We start from the raw sequence: 19,261 nt of genomic DNA on the forward strand, positions 1-19,261 counted from the left end.
ATGAAAATGACAACTGGAGATCAGGTAATGAGTGCTCCACCACAAGAAGGTATGCCAGATATGGGTAAAATCATGAAAATCATGATTTATATTTCACCTTTAATGATGTTGTTCTTCTTTAATAATTTCGCTTCCGGTTTGAGTTTATATTATTTTGTATCGAATGCCATCACCATTGGAATTATGTTAGTCATAAAAAACTACATTATAGATGAGAATAAAATTCATGCTCAAATTCAAGAAAATAAAACGAAACCGAAAACAATGAATCGTTTCCAACGTAAAATGCAGGAAATGATGGAAGAGGCTGAGAAGCAAAAAGCCTTGAATAAAAAGAAATAATTTCTAGTATTTTCTAAAAAGGCCTTGCAGTTGTGAGGCTTTTTTTGTATTTAATCAACTGTCTGCGTTAGGATTTGTTAATTAAGTAACAAAGCAAAGTGTATTTTTTAATAAAATATTTAATCTGATTAGTTACTACTTTTTTTGCAAAAATTCTGCGTCACAAAGCGGGCTGTAAACTTTTAGACTTTCTGCGGTTAAAAAACGTAATGCATCTTAATCCTCCCTAGTTCGCTTTTAGCGAAGCTAATCCATTGCATCTGCATTCCATTTTTACTAAATTATATCTACCCAAATACGTTATAATAATTTTAAAATTATTATAATCTGTGTTCAAAAAACCTTGAATCCTACGCTTTATGAGACTTGGCGAGAAAACAGTTGCTAGTAGTTTTGATTTATATAAAGTTACCATAATTAGAAAAGCCCCGCAAATGCGAGGCTTTCAAATTCATAGCAAATTTTGATATTATGGAAAAGTTGGCAATAAAACTCCATCAATAGCGTGCACTATTCCATTCGAACATTGCACGTCTGTAACAATGATGTTCTTGTTAACAGTTGAACCAGCATCGTTAATAGAAGTTCCGGTAATACTAAATGTTTGAGGTAAGAAAAGTGTTGGAATATTTCCAGTTGGAATTGCATTTGAACGAACGTTTGCACCACCTACAACATGGTATAATAAAACATTTGTTTTATTTGTAGAACTCAAACTACCGTAGATTCCTAAAACTGCTGGAGTAAAGGCATCATTTATTGGAGCAAACACAGTAAAAGGAGCACCTGCAGTTCCGTCTAACGTACCTGCAAGACCTTGGTCAACTAATAGTCCTGTTACAGTTGTGAAAGCTGGGTTGGCAATCGCATGGTTTACAATTGTTGGTATACCAATAACTGCATTAACAACATGAATAACACCATTACTAGCATCAATATCTGCTGTAGTAACAACTGCACCATCATTAGCAACACCACCATTTACTGTTACGGTTGCCCCTGACTTTGTAATAAACATACTGATCGTTGGAGCGTTTGCTGCAGAACTAAAGGGTGATAAAGTACTTTGGTAAGATGCTGCTGGAATTGCACTACTTTTAATTTCTGTACCAATTACATGGTTTAGTAAAATAGCTTTTAGAGTAGCTTCTGGAACATCTGTAATATCGGCTCCATCTAATAAATCATTAAAAGCAGCATTTGTTGGTGCAAAAACTGTGTAAGATCCGGGTGCATCTAAGACGCCGGCAAGGTCTGTAATGGTTAAAGCCTCAACTAAAATACTGAAGTCTGGATTTGCAGCGGCAATATCCGTAATAGTTTGTTGTGCCGGAGCAGCATCATCATCGCTGTCACAAGCGATAGTCCCAATTGCAAGTAATGCAATCATAGCAATTTTTTGAAATTTTTTCATATTTATTGATTTAATTGTTCATAACAAATATATAAAATATTTTTTAATATTGTTTAACTTAAAATTTAAAAAACACAACAAAAAACAAATAAATGGCAACAAAATAAATCTTTAAAAAACACCTAGAAGTTAAGTTTTATAGGCTTTTTTAAAAATTTTTAGCAAAAAATAAAAATGAATAAATTGTTTAACTTTAACAAAAATTTAATAAACAATATTTTAAAATTGTAGCTAATTGACAACAATTTTCAAAGCCATTTCCTTTGCTTTTAAAATATAAATACCTTTTTTTAGGGTTTCCGGTAATATGTTTATTCCATTGGAGATGTTTATGGAAGCAATTTTTTGTCCTGTCATTGTATAAAAATCAAACGAAATGTTTTCTTCAAATCCTTCTACCCATATTTTTCCGCTTAAAATTTGAAGGATAACAGGTTTTTTGGTTTCCTTTGTTACAATTGACAAATTTTCATTCATAAACAACCACTGGTAAGCTGCACCAAATTCACCACGCCAATAGTTTTCAGAATGGGTGCCATAAGCATCAATCTTTGTAAGCGTGTTAGCTGATGACAAACCATTATTTTGCATTGTTGTTCTTATAGTTGTAATGTTTTGAACCATAGATGAGGATTCATTTTGTCCGGCTACAAAATAGATACGGTGATTCAATAAATTTGGAGTGCTACTAACATAGTTATTCAGTTCTGGCATAGCGAACCAATACGCTGGACTGAATGAACCTATTTTTCTAAATGAATTAGGAAATTCACAGGCACCATAAGTGGAAATTAATGCTCCCATCGAGCTTCCAATTAGAGCATTCATTTCCGGTTCAGGCCGTGTCCTGAAATTTTCGTCGATATAGGGCTTCAATGTTTCAGCTATAAAATGCATGTATTCATCACCTTGACCACCACCATAGGCTGGGTTAACCCAAGGTGAATATTCGTTTAATCGTTCATTGCCTCCATTATCAATACCAACTACGATAGCTCCAAAATCGCCTTGTTCAAATAAGGTATTTAATGTTTCATCCACACGCCATTCGCCTGAGAAAGAAGTGAGGTTGTCAAATAGGTTTTGTCCGTCTTTCATATATAAAACAGGATAATTTTTGGTTGATGAAAAATAATCAGGGGGGAGATATAGCCAAATTCTTCTATTGCGATCCAATTGAGGTATATAAAAGTTTGGACTCAGAATCTGAACATTTGAAGCAGCAGTGCTATTATTTACGCCTGTTAGATCTTCCCAAGATTGAATAAACAGCGTTATAGTTTGTGGAGAACCTATGAAGGAAAAAGTTCTGTTTGGCAGATACCCTCCGTTTGCATTTCCTTCCACGGTAGACCAACTTCCCCTAGTAAACTTAAACTCTACCGTTCCGGTACCTTCCGGAATGATGAGTTGATAGGCTCCAAATCCATCCGGTTGCATAATTGAATTACTATCACCAGGATTCCAAGAGTTAATATTTCCTGCTAAATAAATAGTAGCACCGGCAGGAGTATTTCCGGGAATAGTAGTAATTCTCAATGTTACTTGGCCATAAATTAGAATGGACAAAAAGCAAAATAGAACAAGAAGAAAATTTTTCATAGTTTTGAATGGTAAATTGTATATCTTCAAATTTATGAATTTTCAATCATAATATAGCTTCCGTTATACTATTTTTGAACTTGTTTAGTTTTATAATAAAGTAAAAAATATTAAGTCTATGGTTATTCAGTTTTCAAAAAAAATAGTTATGATTATCTTTTTTATCAGCTCAACAATTTTTGCTCAGGAAAAGTTCAATCAATTGGATGAAAAAGGCAACAAACACGGTCCTTGGAAAGGAGTGTATGAAGACACAAAGTACACAAAATACGAAGGTCAGTTTGAGCATGGAAAAGAAATAGGTGTTTTTAATTTCTATGACAACACAAAAGTCAAAAAAATCATTGCAACTCGTGATTTTACTGCAAATGATGGGTCTTGTTACACCATTTTTTACAATGGAAAATTTAAGGTAAGCGAAGGAAAGTTAGTCAACAAAGTATACGAAGGCGAATGGAAATTTTACCATTTAAAATCGGATACAATTATGAATATAGAAAACTATAAAAAGGGAAAACTTAACGGTACTAAAAAAGTATTTTATAACACGGGTCTTTTGGCTGAAGAATCAAATTACAAAGAAGGTTTAAAAGAAGGACCTTATAAAAAAGTAGCCGAGAATGGGGTGGTGTTAGAAGAATCAAATTATAAAAACAATGAATACGAGGGGCCCGCAATTTTTAGAGAAGCTGCCGGCGATAAATATTCAACAGGTCAATATAAAAACGGTAAATCCGTTGGGAAGTGGAAATTTTATGAAAAAGGAAAATTAGTAAAAACAGAAAACCGAAGCGAGCATAAACGAGCCAGACCAAAAAGTAAAAATCCTCAAACCAAAGAAAAGTTAAAGAATTAAAAAAATATAAGTGTAAATAATACCTTTGCCTTCTATTTTAATGCGTATGAAAAGAGTTATAGTTGGTTTATCCGGCGGAGTAGATTCAAGTGTAGCAGCCTACTTGTTGAAAGAACAAGGCTATGAAGTCATCGGTTTGTTTATGAAAAACTGGCATGATGATTCCGTGACCATTTCCAATGAATGTCCTTGGTTGGAAGATTCAAACGATGCTCTTTTGGTAGCCGAAAAACTTGGTATTCCTTTTCAAACTGTTGATTTAAGTGAAGAATATAAAGAACGTATCGTGGACTATATGTTTAAAGAATACGAAAACGGCCGTACTCCAAATCCCGATGTGCTTTGTAATCGCGAAATTAAATTTGATGTGTTCATGAAAATTGCCTTCTCTTTAGGGGCTGATTTTGTTGCAACGGGTCATTACTGTCGAAAAGGTATAATCGAAAAAGACGGAAAAGAAATCTATCAATTGCTTGCCGGAGTAGACGATAACAAAGATCAATCTTACTTTTTATGTCAATTGTCTCAAGAACAATTGGCTAATTCATTATTTCCTATTGGCGAACTGACAAAAAAACAGGTTCGTGAAATTGCATCTCAGCTTGATTTAATTACCGCAGAGAAAAAAGATTCGCAAGGGTTATGTTTCATCGGAAAAGTTCGTTTACCGGATTTCCTGCAACAACAATTACAACCTAAAGAAGGTAATATCATCGAAATAGATGTAAATGATCCCATATATAAACTAGAACAACCCTCTTTCGCTGATGCAGAAGACCAACTAGAATTTGAAGCAGAGCCGTTACATTATTTGCCTTCCATGGGTAAAGTCGTGGGAAAACACCAAGGAGCTCATTATTTCACAATTGGGCAACGAAAAGGTTTAAATGTGGGAGGAACCAAAGAGGGATTGTTTATTATTGCCACCGATGTAGAATCAAATACAATCTACACCGGACAAGCACACAATCATCCGGGTTTATTTCGGAAAGCATTAAAAATTGAACCAAATGATATCCATTGGGTTCGCGAGGATTTACGCTTAAAAAACGGCGAAAAAATGAAAGTTTTAGCTCGAATCAGGTACCGTCAAGCTCTTCAAAATGCAACTATTTATCAATTTGACAGCGGACTTTATATGGAATTTGAAGAACCTCAATCAGCCATCACTGCCGGACAATTTGCCGCTTGGTATATAAAAGATGAATTAGTTGGTTCCGGAGTAATTTCGTAAATTGGTACACTTATAATCAGAAAGCTATGAAAAAAATCTACTTTTTACTTTTATTGTTTTGCTCTTTTTCCGGGATTTCGCAAGAAGATGCTTGGGTTTATTTTACCAATAAACCGGATGCCGATTTCTTTTTGCAAAACCCCTTGGAAATGCTTTCTCAAAGAGCCTTAGACAGAAGAACTACCCAAAACATTGCATTGGATTTGTTGGATGTACCCATTGAGGAATCCTATATATCACAAATTGCTGCTCAACCCGGCATCACAATTATGGCCCAATCAAAGTGGATTAATTGTTTGCACATCAGAGGCACTCAAGCAGCAATTGAAGCGTTAACTTCTCTAACGTTTGTTAGTTCAATTCAGTTTGCTAATCCAACCTTGAATCAAAATGGACGCATGGCAAGCACTAATAAAAAGGCAACAGTAACTAAAAACCTCAATATTCAGGTTGATTTTTCTTATGGAGGTTCATTTAATCAAGTTCAAATGTTGGGTGGCGATTTACTTCACCAACAAAATTTTACCGGTAACGGAATAATAATAGCCGTAATGGATAATGGTTTTCCGGGTGTCAACACCACACAACCTTTTCAACGTTTACGAGACAATAATCTCATTTTAGGTGGTTATGATTTTGTCGACCGTGATGAATATGTTTACGACGGAGGAACTCACGGAACCATGGTACTTTCCACCATGGGAGGATTTAAAGAAGCTGAGTTAGTAGGTACTGCTCCCGATGCAGCCTACTATTTATTTAAAACCGAAGCCAACACCTATGAAAACCCCTTGGAAGAATCCCTTTGGGTGGAAGCTGCAGAATTAGCAGACAGTTTAGGTGTTGATATCATCAATACGTCTTTGGGCTATTCTACTTTTGATAATCCGGCTTATAATTATTCGTATGCTGACATGAATGGAATTACCACCTTCATTGCTCGGGGTGCTGATTTAGCTTTTTCACGAGGAATGATTTGTGTCTCCTCCGCCGGAAATTCAGGCAACAGTTCATGGCAATATATTACTACACCTGCAGATGCAATTAATACCTTAACGGTTGGTGCCGTGAATGCCTCCGGAGTTTATGCTTCGTTTAGTTCTATTGGTCCTTCTTCGGATGGACGAGTAAAACCCGATGTTGACGCTCAAGGAGTTTCATCTACGGTTGCAACGTCAAATGGAACTATAGCTAATGCAAACGGAACTTCTTTCTCCGGACCAATTACAGCCGGAATGGTAGCCTGTTTATGGCAAGCATTACCAACTAAAACCAATGCAGAACTTATTCAATTGGTCAAAGAATCAGCTCATCTTTACCAAAATCCAACAGCTCAATTAGGGTATGGAATTCCGAATTTCAATGCGGCCTTAATTAATGCTTTAGTCGTAAACGATTTTGAAACAACTCCTTTTATGGTCTACCCAAATCCGTTTCAAGATGAAATTTCAATTGTCTTGACTAATAAGTTTGAAAAGGCTCAAATGGAAATATTTTCAGTGCTGGGTCAAAAAATAAAAACATTTTCGGTTTCAGGTTATCAAACAATAGATGTGACTGAGGTGGCTTCCGGAATTTATTTTTATCAAATCACAGCAGGAAACAATACCTTCAGCGGTAAACTAATCAAAAAGTAAAACGAAACCGGCATGTAGTTAATATGAACAAAATTACTCAACTTTTTAACATACAATACCCAATTATTCAAGGCGGAATGATTTGGAACAGCGGATACAAATTAGCAAGTGCTGTCAGTAATGCCGGTGGTTTAGGTCTAATTGGAGCCGGTTCTATGTACCCAGATGTTTTGCGAGAACACATTCAAAAATGTAAAAAAGCCACCTCAAAACCGTTTGGGGTAAATGTGCCTATGTTGTATCCCAACATCGAGAAAATCATGGCGATTATTGTGGAAGAAGGCGTAAAAATAATTTTCACTTCAGCCGGAAACCCAAAAACGTGGACTTCTTTTTTAAAAGAAAAAGGAATCACTGTTGTTCATGTGGTCAGTAGTTCTAAGTTTGCCTTGAAAGCACAAGAGGCTGGGGTGGATGCTGTAGTTGCGGAAGGATTTGAAGCCGGAGGGCACAACGGACGGGAAGAAACCACTACGTTGACCTTGATTCCCATGGTGAAAGAACAAATTCAAATTCCACTTATTGCCGCAGGCGGAATTGCCACCGGTCGTGGCATGCTCTCCGTAATGATCCTTGGTGCAGACGGTGTTCAAATGGGAAGTCGTTTTGCTGCTTCCACAGAAAGCTCGGCTCATAATGATTTTAAACAAACTATTCTCGAAACGAAAGAAGGAGATACCCAAGTGACATTAAAAGAATTGGCTCCTGTACGATTAATCAAAAATAAGTTTTACAATGATATTCAGGAATTGTATGCCAAATGTCCAACACCCGAAGAATTAAAAGAATTATTAGGACGAGCCCGTGCCAAACGCGGTATGTTTGAAGGCGATTTAGTAGAAGGCGAATTAGAAATTGGTCAAATTGCCGGATTAATTCATGATATTAAGCCTGTAAAAGAAATTATTGATTCGGTTATGGAAGAATTTGAATTGGCTAAGATGGAAGCGATTCATCTTTAATTATCAATAAGTTTGGTTTTATAGACTTTATAGATAACAGAATGGAATACATTTACTATAGATTATAACGTAAAAAGTGAAGGAACTTTTTTTTCTAAAGTTTTATATGGTTTTTATTTTAACTGAAATTATCTTCATTATTCCTTTTGGTATAATAATTTTTTAAAAATTAAAAGCCGCTCAATTATCTTGAACGGCTTCTTGTATTTTTTATGTATTTGTTTACAAATGAATCACTTCGCCATACGCATCAGCTACAGCTTCCATTACTGCTTCACTCATCGTAGGGTGAGGGTGAATTGCTTTTAAGATTTCGTGACCGGTTGTTTCTAATTTACGAGCAACTACGGCTTCGGCAATCATATCGGTTACGCCGGCACCAATCATGTGGCAACCTAACCATTCACCGTATTTGGCATCAAAAATTACTTTTACAAATCCGTCCGGAGTTCCGGCAGCTTTTGCTTTTCCGGAAGCGGTAAACGGAAATTTACCTACTTTTAATTCGTATCCTTTTTCTTTGGCTTGTTTTTCGGTTAAACCAACCGAAGCAATTTCTGGTGAAGCATACGTACAGCCAGGAACATTGCCATAATCAATTGGTTCAACATGAAGACCGGCAATTTTTTCTACACACAAAATTCCTTCTGCGGAGGCCACGTGAGCTAACGCTTGCCCCGGAGTTACATCACCAATGGCATAATACCCCGGAATATTGGTTTGGTAATAATCGTTTACTAAAATTTTATCGCGGTCAACAGCAATTCCAACTTCTTCTAAACCAATGTTTTCAATGTTTGTTTTAATTCCTACCGCTGATAATAAGATGTCAGCTTCAAGAACTTCTTCGCCTTTTGATGTTTTCACGTACGCTTTTACACCATTTCCACTCGTATCAATTCGTTCTACAGAAGAATTGGTCATAATCGTAATGCCGGCTTTTTTCAACGAACGTTCGAATTGTTTCGACACATCTTCATCTTCCACGGGAACAATAGTAGGCATGAACTCAACTATAGTTACTTCAGTTCCCATCGAATTATAAAAACTCGCAAATTCAACACCAATAGCACCGGAACCTACTACAATCATTTTTTTAGGTTGTTCAGGTAACGTCATCGCTTGACGGTAACCAATTACTTTTTTACCATCTTGCGGCAAGTTAGGTAACTCGCGAGAACGAGCTCCGGTTGCAATGATAATATGATCGGCACTGTATTCAGTTACTTTACCATCGGCAGCGCTAACATCAATTTTTTTGCCCGGTTTTATTTTTCCAAAACCTTCAATCACATCAATTTTGTTCTTTTTCATTAAAAACTGAACCCCTTTGCTCATGCCGTCAGCTACACCGCGACTACGGGCAATCACAGCCCCAAAATCTTTATCAAAAGACGAAACAGACAAGCCATAATCAGAAGCATGTTTAAGGTATTCAAAAACTTGTGCCGACTTTAAGAGGGCTTTCGTAGGAATACAACCCCAATTCAAACAAACTCCACCAAGATTTTCTTTCTCTACCACGGCTACTTTAAAGCCTAATTGCGAAGCTCGTATGGCTGTTACATAACCTCCGGGACCGCTACCTAAAACAATAATGTCGTATTTCATCGTATTTTGAATTTTCGTAATTATAGAATGCGAAAATAAGGATTTAATCTCTTTTTAGAAAGTTTCGAAGGGGATATTTGGTAATAGGTTGAACTTACAACTTGCAACCTATTACCAACAATACCTATATCTCTACTACAAACTGTGAATCATACAAGTTTTTATAAAACCCATCCGCTTTTTGAAGTAGTTCTGCGTGTTTTCCTTGTTCAACTATGTGACCTTTGTCCATCACAATGATTTTATCTGCATTTACCACAGTTGCTAAACGGTGAGCAATAACAATCGAAGTTCTTCCTTTGGTTATTTTCAATGTTGCTGCTTGAATTAATTCTTCAGAATAGGTATCGATAGACGAAGTAGCTTCATCTAAAATCAGTATACTAGGATTACTAACATAAGCTCGTAAAAAAGCAATCAACTGCCGCTGTCCTGATGATAACATCACGCCCCTTTCCTTTACATTATAATCATAACCGTTCGGTAAACTCATAATAAAGTCATGAACGCCTATTTTTTGTGCAGCTTCAATCACCAATTCCCGAGTAATCATCGGATTATCTAAAGTAATATTATTCAATATCGTATCGGCAAACAAAAAAACATCTTGCAGCACCACAGCAATCTGTTTTCGCAGACTTTCCAGTTCAAACGATTTGATATCTTGCCCGTCTATACTGATTTTACCTTGTTTAACTTCATAAAATCGATTTAATAAATTAATTATGGTTGATTTTCCTGCTCCGGTTGAACCAACTATGGCGATGGTCTCGCCGGGATTAACTTCTAAATAGATACCTTTAATCACATCTTCTCCTTCAATATAGCCAAAATGAACATCTTTAAACGATAATTCTCCTTTGAAATGAGGAGCGATAACGGTTCCGTTCTGTTGTACTTGGTCTTCAATATCAAGTATGGCAAACACCCGATTGGCCGCAATCATTCCCATCTGTAACTCATTAAACTTATCTGCAATTTGACGCAAGGGATTAAAAAGCATTGTAATCAACATCGTATAAGCAAATAAATCACCAAAAGTTGTTACTGAGTCACCGCCAATAATACCAATTCCGCCATACCATACAATAAAACCCAACGTGAACGACGAAATGATATCAGCAATAGGGAAGAAGATAGAGTTATACCAAACCGTTTTGATCCAAGCTTTGTTGTGTTTGTCGTTTATCACTTTAAACTTTTCAAATTCGATATCTTCACGGGTAAAAAGTTGAACAATCTTCATTCCGGTCACGCGTTCCTGCACAAAAGTATTCAGGTTGGCCACCTGAGTTCTAACTTCTTCAAAAGCAACCTTCATCTTCAATTGAAAAATTCGGGTAGCATAAAGTAAAATAGGCATGGCTAAAATCACAATCCAGGTTAACTTCCAGTTCATGAAGAACATGAAAATCAAAACAACAACCATCTTTATCAAATCACTGATAATCATGAATAATCCTTGACTGAAGATACGGGCAATCGCCTCAATATCCGAAACAGACCGAGTAACCAGTTGGCCCACGGGGGAATTGTCATAATATTTCATCTTAAAACGAAGCATGTGGTCAAAAAGCTTAATCCGAATGTCTTTCACGATATCTTGACCTAGCCAGTTCGCCCAATAAACAAAGTAAAATTGCGATAAAACCTCCATCAATAGTATTGTTCCCATCAACATGATGTAAAATAACAAGCCTTGCCCATCGTTTGTTTTAATGTAATTATCCACAGTTTCCTTCAACAAATAGGGGCGAAGAGCTGCGAAAATTGAAAGCGATACAGCCCAAATCACTACGCCGTTAAACCGCCATTGATAGGGTTTGGTATAGAACAAAATCCGTTTGAATAATTTAGTATCGAAGGCTTTCATTCGTGTAAAAAGGGGTAGGCAATGTGGGTTAAATATAATCCATGTGCCGGCACCGAAAATCCGGCTTCATTTCGATTTTTACTTTCAATTATTTTTCTCAAATGAGCTACGGCTATCTTCTCTTTTCCAATATTTATCATAGTGCCAACGATAGCTCGAACCATATTCCGTAAAAAACGGTCAGCCGTAATGGTAAACACTACTTGATTTCCGTTTTGTTGCCAAAAAGCCTGTGTTATTTTACAATTAAATGTAATCACATCGGTATTCGCTTTAGAAAAACATTCAAAATCTGTATATTCCATTAAAATAAGGGCCGCTTCATTCATTTTAGAAAGATCCAAAGGATAATGATGGTACCAACTTTGTTCAAACGAAAAAGCATTCTTGAATGTATTGATGTGGTACTGATAGGTTCTGCTGGAGGCATCAAACCGAGCATGAGCTTCATCGGCAACAGGAATAATAGCATAGATAACGATATCCTTTGGCAAATAAGAATTCAGTTTTGTAATCCAAAAAGCAGCATCAAGAGGCTCCGGATAATCAAAATGAGCATACATTTCTTTCGCATGAACACCCGTATCGGTTCTTCCTGCTCCAACGATTTCAATTTTGCTTTTTAACAATAGAGAAAGTGCTTTTTCCAATGTTTCTTGAACAGAGGAAGCATTAGGTTGCGATTGCCAACCGTGGTAATTTGTTCCGTTGTATGCTAATTTGATAAAATACCTCATAATTCTGGTAGCAAAGATAATTGAATTGAATTTGTGACAAATTTACAAGGGGTATAATTTTAAGTTAAACTTGCGGCCACAAGTAAAAAGGAGTTAAGATTTTAGAACCAAAAGGGAATGGAATACTTTTCACTTTGTATCTTCGTCCCTTTATTACAAAAATACAAAATTGAAAAAGATTCTGCTTCTATCAGACACCCATAGTTTCCTCGATGAAAAGATACTAAAGTATATTCTTTTAGCTGATGAGGTTTGGCATGCCGGCGACATTGGTAATTTAACCGTTACTGATGAAATCAAAAAGCTAAAACCACTACGGGCAGTTTTTGGCAACATTGATGATGATAAAGCCCGCATGGAATTTCCGTTGAACAACCGGTTTTGGTGTGAAGAGGTAGACGTATTAATCACTCACATTGGAGGTTATCCCGGCAAATACAATCTGGCAATCAGAGGTGAACTTAAAAGCAATCCTCCAAAATTATTCATCTGTGGCCATTCGCACATTTTAAAAGTACAATTTGATAAATCGTTGAATTTATTACACATGAATCCAGGTGCTGCAGGTATCAGTGGGTTTCATCAAGTAAGAACGATGTTGCGTTTTGTTATCGACGGAGCCCAAATCAAAGAATTGGAAATTATCGAAATGGAAAAGAAAATCTAACGTTTTGGGATATGTAATTTGATATAAATCAATGTGCCGGTATCAATTTTAGAACTGATTGTGATTCTGCCTTTTAAACTTTTAACACGAGCTTTAATTTGGGTAAGGCCAAAACCATCAGCTTGTGTTTTAGTGCTGTCAAACCCGTTTCCGTTGTCCTCAATATTAATAATAAGTTGGTTGTTCCGTTCTTCTAAAGTAATATTCCCGATAGTCGCTTTACTGTGTTTTAAGATGTTGTTAATCAGCTCAGTGATGATAAAATATATTTTAATTTCAAACTCTTCGTTATAGCGTTTTTCATTAGAACCATAATAGTTAAAGGTAAAATAGATAATAGAATTGGAATTTTTTTCACACAAATCCTGAATAGCATGGTATAATCCGAGTTTAGCTAATACGGGCGGGACTAATTCATGGGATAAGTCGCGAACTTTGTCATGAGCTTCTTTAAGTAAAGACCGAGCCTTTAGAATTTCTTCCGGTTGGTGATTATTCTGGCCAACTAAAAATGCCGATAAGTGCAAACTGGCAGAGGATAGTAAGGCACTAATATTGTCGTGAAGCACTTCAGCTAATTTTTTGCGTTCCAGTTCTTGTCCGTCGATGGATGCATTGATAATATTTTCCTGAATTTCGCTGTCGAGTTCTTTAATTTTATTCCGTTGTTTGAGTTGTAAGTTTTGGTAGAAAAAGTAAAATAGCACCAAACTAAATCCAAACAGAGCCACGAAAATGAAAATTATTTTTTTGTTTCTATTTTCGTTTTCAACTAAATGTCTAGATTTTTCTTTGAATTCATTTTCAACTTTGTCAATCTCATATTTTGTTTCAATTTCCTGTACTTTATCGTATATTTTTTCATTGTATAATTTTTCTTTGTATTCTTGGTGCAAAGTATTATAATAATTGGCTTTTTTATAATCTTTTTGCTTTTCATAAGAATACACTAAATTTAAATAAATATCTACATAATCAATTGATGTTAAATCAGATTTATAATCGGTTATAATTTTATGAAAAATTTCGGTAGCTTTTTTAAAATCATTTTTAGATTCCATATAATAATAACCTAAATTGCTCAATGAAGAAATAATAGATTTATTCAACTTATGTTTCAAGGAGAAGTTATAACAACTATCTAAATAAGTTTTTGCAAGTTCAGGTTCCCCTTTGAGGGTATAATAGCAGAAATAATTATTATAACTAAATGAAATTCCTGAAATAGATTTTGAACCTCTATCTAATTCATATTTCTTGACCATATACTTGTAGGAACTGTCTAAGTTTTTTTCCGTATTCAATCGAAATAAATTATGATAAACATGAATTAAACTGGCAGTGTCTTTTTCTTTTAAGCCTATGTTTAATGCTTTGTAGTAATTTTTAAAAGCTTTAGTGGAATCTCTGATTATCGAATAACGGGTTCCTATTTGTTCTAAAATTTCAGCATTACCTTTTAGTTTGTTTTTTTCAGAAACAGCTAACGCTTTAAAAAGCGTGCTTAAGGCTTTATCGTGGTCGTTTAATTGACCATAAATTTTGGCTTTCTTGACCGATATTCTACAGAATTTATCAAATTGATTTTGTTGAAAATAATATTCTGACTTTGTTTTTGCATAGTTTAAACCTTTAATTAATTCCTTTTTTTCCATATAGTATTCAATAGAATCAATTTTAGGCTGAGCAAAAATTGACATATTGAATACTATTAAAAAGAAAAAAAAGAAGTGTTTATTCATTTATAAGTATTTTAACTTTAGGCCTTGTTGAATAAGTAGCCCCTAAATTTTCATAATCCTGCTGTATAAATTTAACATCAATTATGCCGGCAAAAGCTTCACAATTAAGTGTTTCCGTGATATATTTTAAAGAGGGTTCTGTTTCTCCAGGTTTTAATTCAATGGTGATAGCATAAACTCCGTCTTTATCCGATGCAGAAAAGTCGCAATTGTCTGGAATTTCATAAATTAAAGTGTAGTTTTTTTCATCAATTCTTGTAATGGTGTAAGTGCCTAAAAGTTCCATAATTATTGTTTTATTAAGTTATTTTTAATTGCGTATTTTACTAATCCAATAGTGTTTTTTACATTTAGTTTTTTTATTAAATTTTTACGGTGGCTTTCTACGGTATTGGCACTGATAAAAAGTTCTTCACCAATTTCTTTTCCACTGTATTCCAAGGAGATTAACTTGAGTATTTCTAATTCCCGTTCGGTTAAAACATTGCTAATATGTAAATCTTGATTAGATGCCAATGCATGATTACCTGAAAATGAACTGAAAATTTTGTCTTGAATGTTTTTAGAAAAATATTCTCTGCCGGAAGCAACCACTTCAATAGCTTCAACAATACTTTCGCCGGCACATTCCTTAGAAAGATATCCTGTTGCTCCTAATTTCAACACCTCTTTAATTAATTTCAAGTCGTTATAACTGGAAAGTATGATAACGCGACAAGTGTAGCCACTAACAGAAAATTCTTTCAACACTTCAATGCCATCTTTATGAGGCATGTTGATGTCCATAATTAAAATATCAGCCTTGTTTTCTTTAACTGTTTTAACCAAATCCAACCCGTTTAAGGAATGACCCACGACCTCAAATTTCGAATTAGTTTTCAGTACGGCTAACATCCCATCAATGAGCACCTGATGATCATCGGCTAAATGAATTTTAATTTTGTTTGGCATAATTATTAAGCAAGTCGAATGTTTTATTAAGATTAATCAATATCAAATGTAAAAAAAAATTAAGAATATTTCCTTTTTTTCTACATTTAATTTTGACAATCGTACAGTAAAAACGCATGATTGAAAGTATAAAAAAACCCGAACCATTGGTTCGGATTTTTAACGCACTAAAATAAACTAAGCTTAAAGCATTATTTACGTAATCTGCCCGACGATTTCACGAGCTTTTCATCCTTTTGAATAGCGAAATTGGCTAACGCTAAAAACACGATAGATAATAAAGGAAGAATAAGCCCAATACCCTTCTCAGACACTTGAGGGTCTCCAGATAATTTTGGGGCATACAATACAAACAATAGCAATAAAATTAAATTTAATATGATGTTCAATCTGCTTACGACAAATTGTTGAGGTCTTTTTTTATAAGAAAAAATTGTTAATATGGATAAAAGGGCACTAAACCCAAATAATATGGAAATAGGTAAATCAGCTTGAAAGAAAAAAGGGAAACCATTTTCATCATACCATAAAGGAAAGATAAAAGATAAAATTCCATTGCAAATAAATGCACCAATAAGATATAACGTTTGAATTCTTTGTAACATTGTGTATTATTAACATCGCAAAAATATATTTTCTTTTTTAATAAATACTATTGTTTGCTAAAAAAATATTTGTAATATTGCAATAGAATTCTGTTTGCACTTCATTTAACAGACACAAAATTAACGTGTACCTCATTACATTTTCTGAATAAAAATTAATATCATAGAACATTCATGTTTGAAATTTCTGCATTAAAAGAAATGAAGCTTTCTGAGCTTCAAGACATTGCAAAAGCTGCAAAAACAATAAAATTTCACGGCGTAAAAAAAGAAGAGTTGATTCAGAGTATTCTTGATAAGCAATCTTCTTCCTCAAAACGGGATGAAATGCCGTCAGATGATAATGGTTCAAAAACAAAACGTGCCAGAATAATACCTGTTAAAATTAAGCCTTCTACTGAAAATTCACCTTTTTCAAAATTTGATTCGGCTGAACCCATGGTTGAAAAACCAATTCCATCTGTTGTAATTGAAGAACAAATTCCCTCAGAAAAATCAGAAGAAAGACCTGTAAAATTTCAAAAAGCTAAATTTGAAAAAAAGAATTTCAAAAAGCAAGTTGATAATCCGGTTGAAATTATTCAGGTAGAAGCCTCAGAAAAAGTAGAATCTTCCGATGAAGTTCTTTCAAATGAAGAGCAACCACAACGTCAGCCCAATCAGTCCTTTTCAAAACATAATAATGGAAATGGGAACGGAAATAACAATCCAAATTTTAAAAATAAAAAGACAAATTACCGCGACTCCGACTATGAATTTGACGGAATTATTGAAAGTGAAGGTGTTTTGGAAATGATGCCTGACGGTTATGGTTTTTTGCGTTCTTCCGATTATAATTATTTGGCTTCGCCGGATGATATTTATTTATCAACTTCACAAATCAGATTATTTGGGTTAAAAACCGGAGATACTGTAAAAGGAGTGGTTAGACCTCCCAAAGAAGGAGAAAAATTCTTTCCGTTGGTAAAAGTTTTGAAGATTAACGGGCATGACCCACAAGTGGTGAGAGACCGTGTTTCTTTTGAACATTTAACTCCAATTTTTCCACAAGAAAAATTTAATCTAGCGGAAAAACAAGCAACAGTTTCTACTCGAATTATAGATTTATTTTCGCCTATCGGAAAAGGACAACGTGGTATGATTGTAGCCCAACCGAAAACTGGTAAAACAATGTTGTTAAAGGATATAGCTAATTCCATCGCGGCCAATCATCCGGAAGTATATTTAATTGTACTATTGATTGATGAGCGTCCGGAAGAGGTAACCGACATGCAACGAAATGTACGTGGAGAAGTTATTGCTTCTACTTTTGATGAACCGGCAGACCGACACGTGAAAGTGGCAAATATCGTTTTAGAAAAAGCAAAACGTTTAGTTGAATGTGGACACGATGTGGTGATTTTATTAGATTCTATCACCCGTTTGGCCAGAGCATACAATACGGTTCAACCGGCATCCGGTAAAGTATTAAGTGGAGGTGTAGATGCCAATGCATTACAAAAACCGAAACGTTTCTTTGGAGCAGCCCGTAATATTGAAAACGGTGGCTCGTTAAGTATCATCGCCACAGCCTTAACAGAAACAGGTTCAAAAATGGATGAAGTTATTTTTGAAGAGTTTAAAGGAACCGGTAACATGGAACTTCAATTGGATAGAAAAATTTCGAATAAACGTATTTTCCCTGCGATTGATTTAACGTCTTCAAGCACGCGTCGTGATGATTTATTGTTGGATGAAAAAACAATTCACCGCATGTGGATTATGCGTAAATACCTTGCCGATATGAATCCGGTGGAAGCCATGGATTTTATCAATGACCGATTTAAAAAGACAAGAAATAATGATGAGTTTTTGATTTCCATGAATGATGGGTAATTTCAATATAGGAGTATAAAAAAGTCGTCCGAAATTAGTATTTGGACGACTTTTTTTTTAATTATTTATTTTTTCTTAATGATTTTAATACTCTCTTTTTCGCTTGAATTTGTTATTAGCGTTAAAAAATAAACACCATCTTCTCCATCCAATTGAAAAGTCACATTTTTCACATCAGAAAAATAAACCTGCTTAATTTCCTTTCCTAATGCATCAGTTTGAATGATAGTACCTGAAAACTCCTTGTCAAAATTGATATTGACAAGTTCGGTTGTAGGATTAGGAAATACTTTGTAACCGGCAAGTATTGGATTCGAAAACGTTAGACTATTACTCTCTAATTTTAAAACCCAATAATCAGATTGTCCTCTGCTGGCTTCTGTTTTATCTCCTGAGATTCCTGATAATGAACTTCCGGCTACAAAATAGCCTCCATCCGGTGTTTCAATAATGTTTGTAAGGCCTTCACTTTCAGAACCACCAATTGTCTTTTGTCCAATTATATTTCCTTCCGAATCGATTAAAACAATCCAATAATCATTTGAACCTCTTGAATTGCTTGTTTTGTCACCTGAAATTGAAGAGCGAGAACTACCGCTTAAAAGAAAATTTCCATCTATTGTTTGTGATAGTCTGTTAAGTGATTCTTGGTCATTACCACCAATCGATTTTTGCCATAAAATATCACCTGTACTAGTTAATTTGAGTACCCAAAAATCGGACAAACCATTTGATGCAACTGTTTTATCACCCGAAATTAAGCCCGCCGAAGTACCGCCAACCAGAATATCATTTTCCGGGGTGATGAGCATATCTGAGAGTAAATCGGTATCGGTACTGCCAATTGTTTTTTGCCATTCAATAACACCTTGAGGACTCAATTTTAAAATCCAAAAATCATGACTATTGCCTCTACTGTTTTCACTTTTTTCAAACCCAATGTTTGATCTGGAACGACCACCAAGTAAAAAACCACCATCATTGGTTTGGCAAACGGTTTTAAAAAGGTCTTCATCTTCACCGCCTATGGTTCGTTGCCATTCAATGTTCCTATCTTCGTCTAGCTTTAGCACCCAAAAATCCGCATTTAAAGCAGAAAAGCCTCTGAAATTTTCTGTTTTTTCACCCGAAATAGGCGATCTGGAGCTACCTC

General features: G+C 35.1%; 17 protein-coding genes. 7 read left to right on the plus strand and 10 right to left on the minus strand.

Annotated elements, in window-relative coordinates; genetic code table 11:
• Positions 1-342: YidC/Oxa1 family membrane protein insertase (locus tag ACIQ2Z_RS10250; RefSeq protein ID WP_396184048.1), on the plus strand; the 342-nt coding region annotated here is incomplete at its 5' end.
• 469 nt (positions 343-811) lie between these two features.
• On the opposite strand, the gene ACIQ2Z_RS10255 is transcribed toward ACIQ2Z_RS10250, so the two are convergent.
• Both ACIQ2Z_RS10255 and ACIQ2Z_RS10260 read right to left on the minus strand, forming a co-directional pair.
• Complete coding sequence (locus ACIQ2Z_RS10255) at positions 812-1,756, minus strand: fasciclin domain-containing protein (RefSeq protein WP_396184049.1); 945 nt, start codon at positions 1,754-1,756, stop codon at positions 812-814.
• A gap of 231 nt (positions 1,757-1,987) precedes the next feature.
• Complete coding sequence (locus ACIQ2Z_RS10260; protein ID WP_396184050.1) at positions 1,988-3,358, minus strand: alpha/beta hydrolase-fold protein; 1,371 nt, start codon at positions 3,356-3,358, stop codon at positions 1,988-1,990.
• Positions 3,359-3,506: 148 nt separating this feature from the next.
• On the opposite strand from ACIQ2Z_RS10260, the gene ACIQ2Z_RS10265 reads away from it, so the two are divergent.
• From ACIQ2Z_RS10265 to ACIQ2Z_RS10280, 4 genes are read left to right on the plus strand one after another with little or no spacing between them, the layout of a single operon-like run.
• Positions 3,507-4,214 carry a toxin-antitoxin system YwqK family antitoxin gene (locus ACIQ2Z_RS10265; protein ID WP_396184051.1) on the plus strand — a complete coding sequence of 236 codons (708 nt, stop codon included), beginning with the start codon at positions 3,507-3,509 and terminating at the stop codon, positions 4,212-4,214.
• 46 nt (positions 4,215-4,260) lie between these two features.
• Positions 4,261-5,448 carry a tRNA 2-thiouridine(34) synthase MnmA gene (mnmA, locus tag ACIQ2Z_RS10270; RefSeq protein WP_396184052.1) on the plus strand — a complete coding sequence of 396 codons (1,188 nt, stop codon included), beginning with the start codon at positions 4,261-4,263 and terminating at the stop codon, positions 5,446-5,448.
• A 26-nt stretch (positions 5,449-5,474) separates the two neighbouring features.
• Entirely contained in the window at positions 5,475-7,085 is a 1,611-nt protein-coding gene (locus tag ACIQ2Z_RS10275; protein ID WP_396184053.1) for a S8 family serine peptidase, read from the plus strand.
• Positions 7,086-7,108: 23 nt separating this feature from the next.
• Complete coding sequence (locus tag ACIQ2Z_RS10280; RefSeq protein WP_396184054.1) at positions 7,109-8,047, plus strand: NAD(P)H-dependent flavin oxidoreductase; 939 nt, start codon at positions 7,109-7,111, stop codon at positions 8,045-8,047.
• Between the two features lie 222 nt (positions 8,048-8,269).
• On the opposite strand, the gene lpdA is transcribed toward ACIQ2Z_RS10280, so the two are convergent.
• The 3 genes from lpdA to truA all read right to left on the minus strand — a co-directional run bounded on the left by lpdA (position 8,270) and on the right by truA (position 12,268).
• Complete coding sequence (gene lpdA / locus ACIQ2Z_RS10285; protein WP_396184055.1) at positions 8,270-9,658, minus strand: dihydrolipoyl dehydrogenase; 1,389 nt, start codon at positions 9,656-9,658, stop codon at positions 8,270-8,272.
• 124 nt (positions 9,659-9,782) lie between these two features.
• Positions 9,783-11,531, minus strand: a complete 1,749-nt coding sequence (locus ACIQ2Z_RS10290) for an ABC transporter ATP-binding protein (protein ID WP_396184056.1) — start codon at positions 11,529-11,531, stop codon at positions 9,783-9,785.
• Positions 11,528-12,268, minus strand: coding sequence for a tRNA pseudouridine(38-40) synthase TruA (gene truA, locus ACIQ2Z_RS10295; RefSeq protein WP_396184057.1), 741 nt, complete (start codon positions 12,266-12,268; stop codon positions 11,528-11,530). The genes ACIQ2Z_RS10290 and truA overlap by 4 nt, the downstream gene beginning before the upstream one ends.
• A 169-nt stretch (positions 12,269-12,437) precedes the next feature.
• Here truA and ACIQ2Z_RS10300 point away from each other — a divergent pair, with 169 nt between their 5' ends.
• The gene (locus tag ACIQ2Z_RS10300; protein WP_396184058.1) at positions 12,438-12,935 is read left to right on the plus strand and encodes a metallophosphoesterase family protein; all 498 of its coding nucleotides are present in this window, start codon (positions 12,438-12,440) and stop codon (positions 12,933-12,935) included.
• Here the strand turns inward: ACIQ2Z_RS10300 and ACIQ2Z_RS10305 are convergent.
• The 4 genes from ACIQ2Z_RS10305 to ACIQ2Z_RS10320 all read right to left on the minus strand — a co-directional run bounded on the left by ACIQ2Z_RS10305 (position 12,932) and on the right by ACIQ2Z_RS10320 (position 16,233).
• On the minus strand, positions 12,932-14,677 hold the full coding sequence (locus tag ACIQ2Z_RS10305) for an ATP-binding protein (RefSeq protein WP_396184059.1): 1,746 nt from the start codon (positions 14,675-14,677) through the stop codon (positions 12,932-12,934). The two genes, ACIQ2Z_RS10300 and ACIQ2Z_RS10305, sit on opposite strands and share 4 nt — an antisense overlap.
• The gene (locus ACIQ2Z_RS10310; protein WP_396184060.1) at positions 14,670-14,963 is read right to left on the minus strand and encodes a hypothetical protein; all 294 of its coding nucleotides are present in this window, start codon (positions 14,961-14,963) and stop codon (positions 14,670-14,672) included. The genes ACIQ2Z_RS10305 and ACIQ2Z_RS10310 overlap by 8 nt, the downstream gene beginning before the upstream one ends.
• Before the next feature lie 2 nt (positions 14,964-14,965).
• The gene (locus tag ACIQ2Z_RS10315) at positions 14,966-15,628 is read right to left on the minus strand and encodes a response regulator (protein ID WP_396184061.1); all 663 of its coding nucleotides are present in this window, start codon (positions 15,626-15,628) and stop codon (positions 14,966-14,968) included.
• 191 nt (positions 15,629-15,819) lie between these two features.
• On the minus strand, positions 15,820-16,233 hold the full coding sequence (locus ACIQ2Z_RS10320; RefSeq protein ID WP_396184062.1) for a DUF4293 domain-containing protein: 414 nt from the start codon (positions 16,231-16,233) through the stop codon (positions 15,820-15,822).
• Positions 16,234-16,407: 174 nt separating this feature from the next.
• Between ACIQ2Z_RS10320 and rho the strand changes: the two genes are divergently transcribed.
• On the plus strand, positions 16,408-18,108 hold the full coding sequence (rho, locus tag ACIQ2Z_RS10325) for a transcription termination factor Rho (protein WP_396184063.1): 1,701 nt from the start codon (positions 16,408-16,410) through the stop codon (positions 18,106-18,108).
• Positions 18,109-18,173: 65 nt separating this feature from the next.
• Here the strand turns inward: rho and ACIQ2Z_RS10330 are convergent.
• A partial coding sequence (locus ACIQ2Z_RS10330; RefSeq protein ID WP_396184064.1) for a T9SS type A sorting domain-containing protein occupies positions 18,174-19,261 on the minus strand: 1,088 nt, incomplete at its 5' end.

Source organism: Flavobacterium sp. (assembly GCF_044361015.1).
GTDB lineage: Bacteria > Bacteroidota > Bacteroidia > Flavobacteriales > Flavobacteriaceae > Flavobacterium.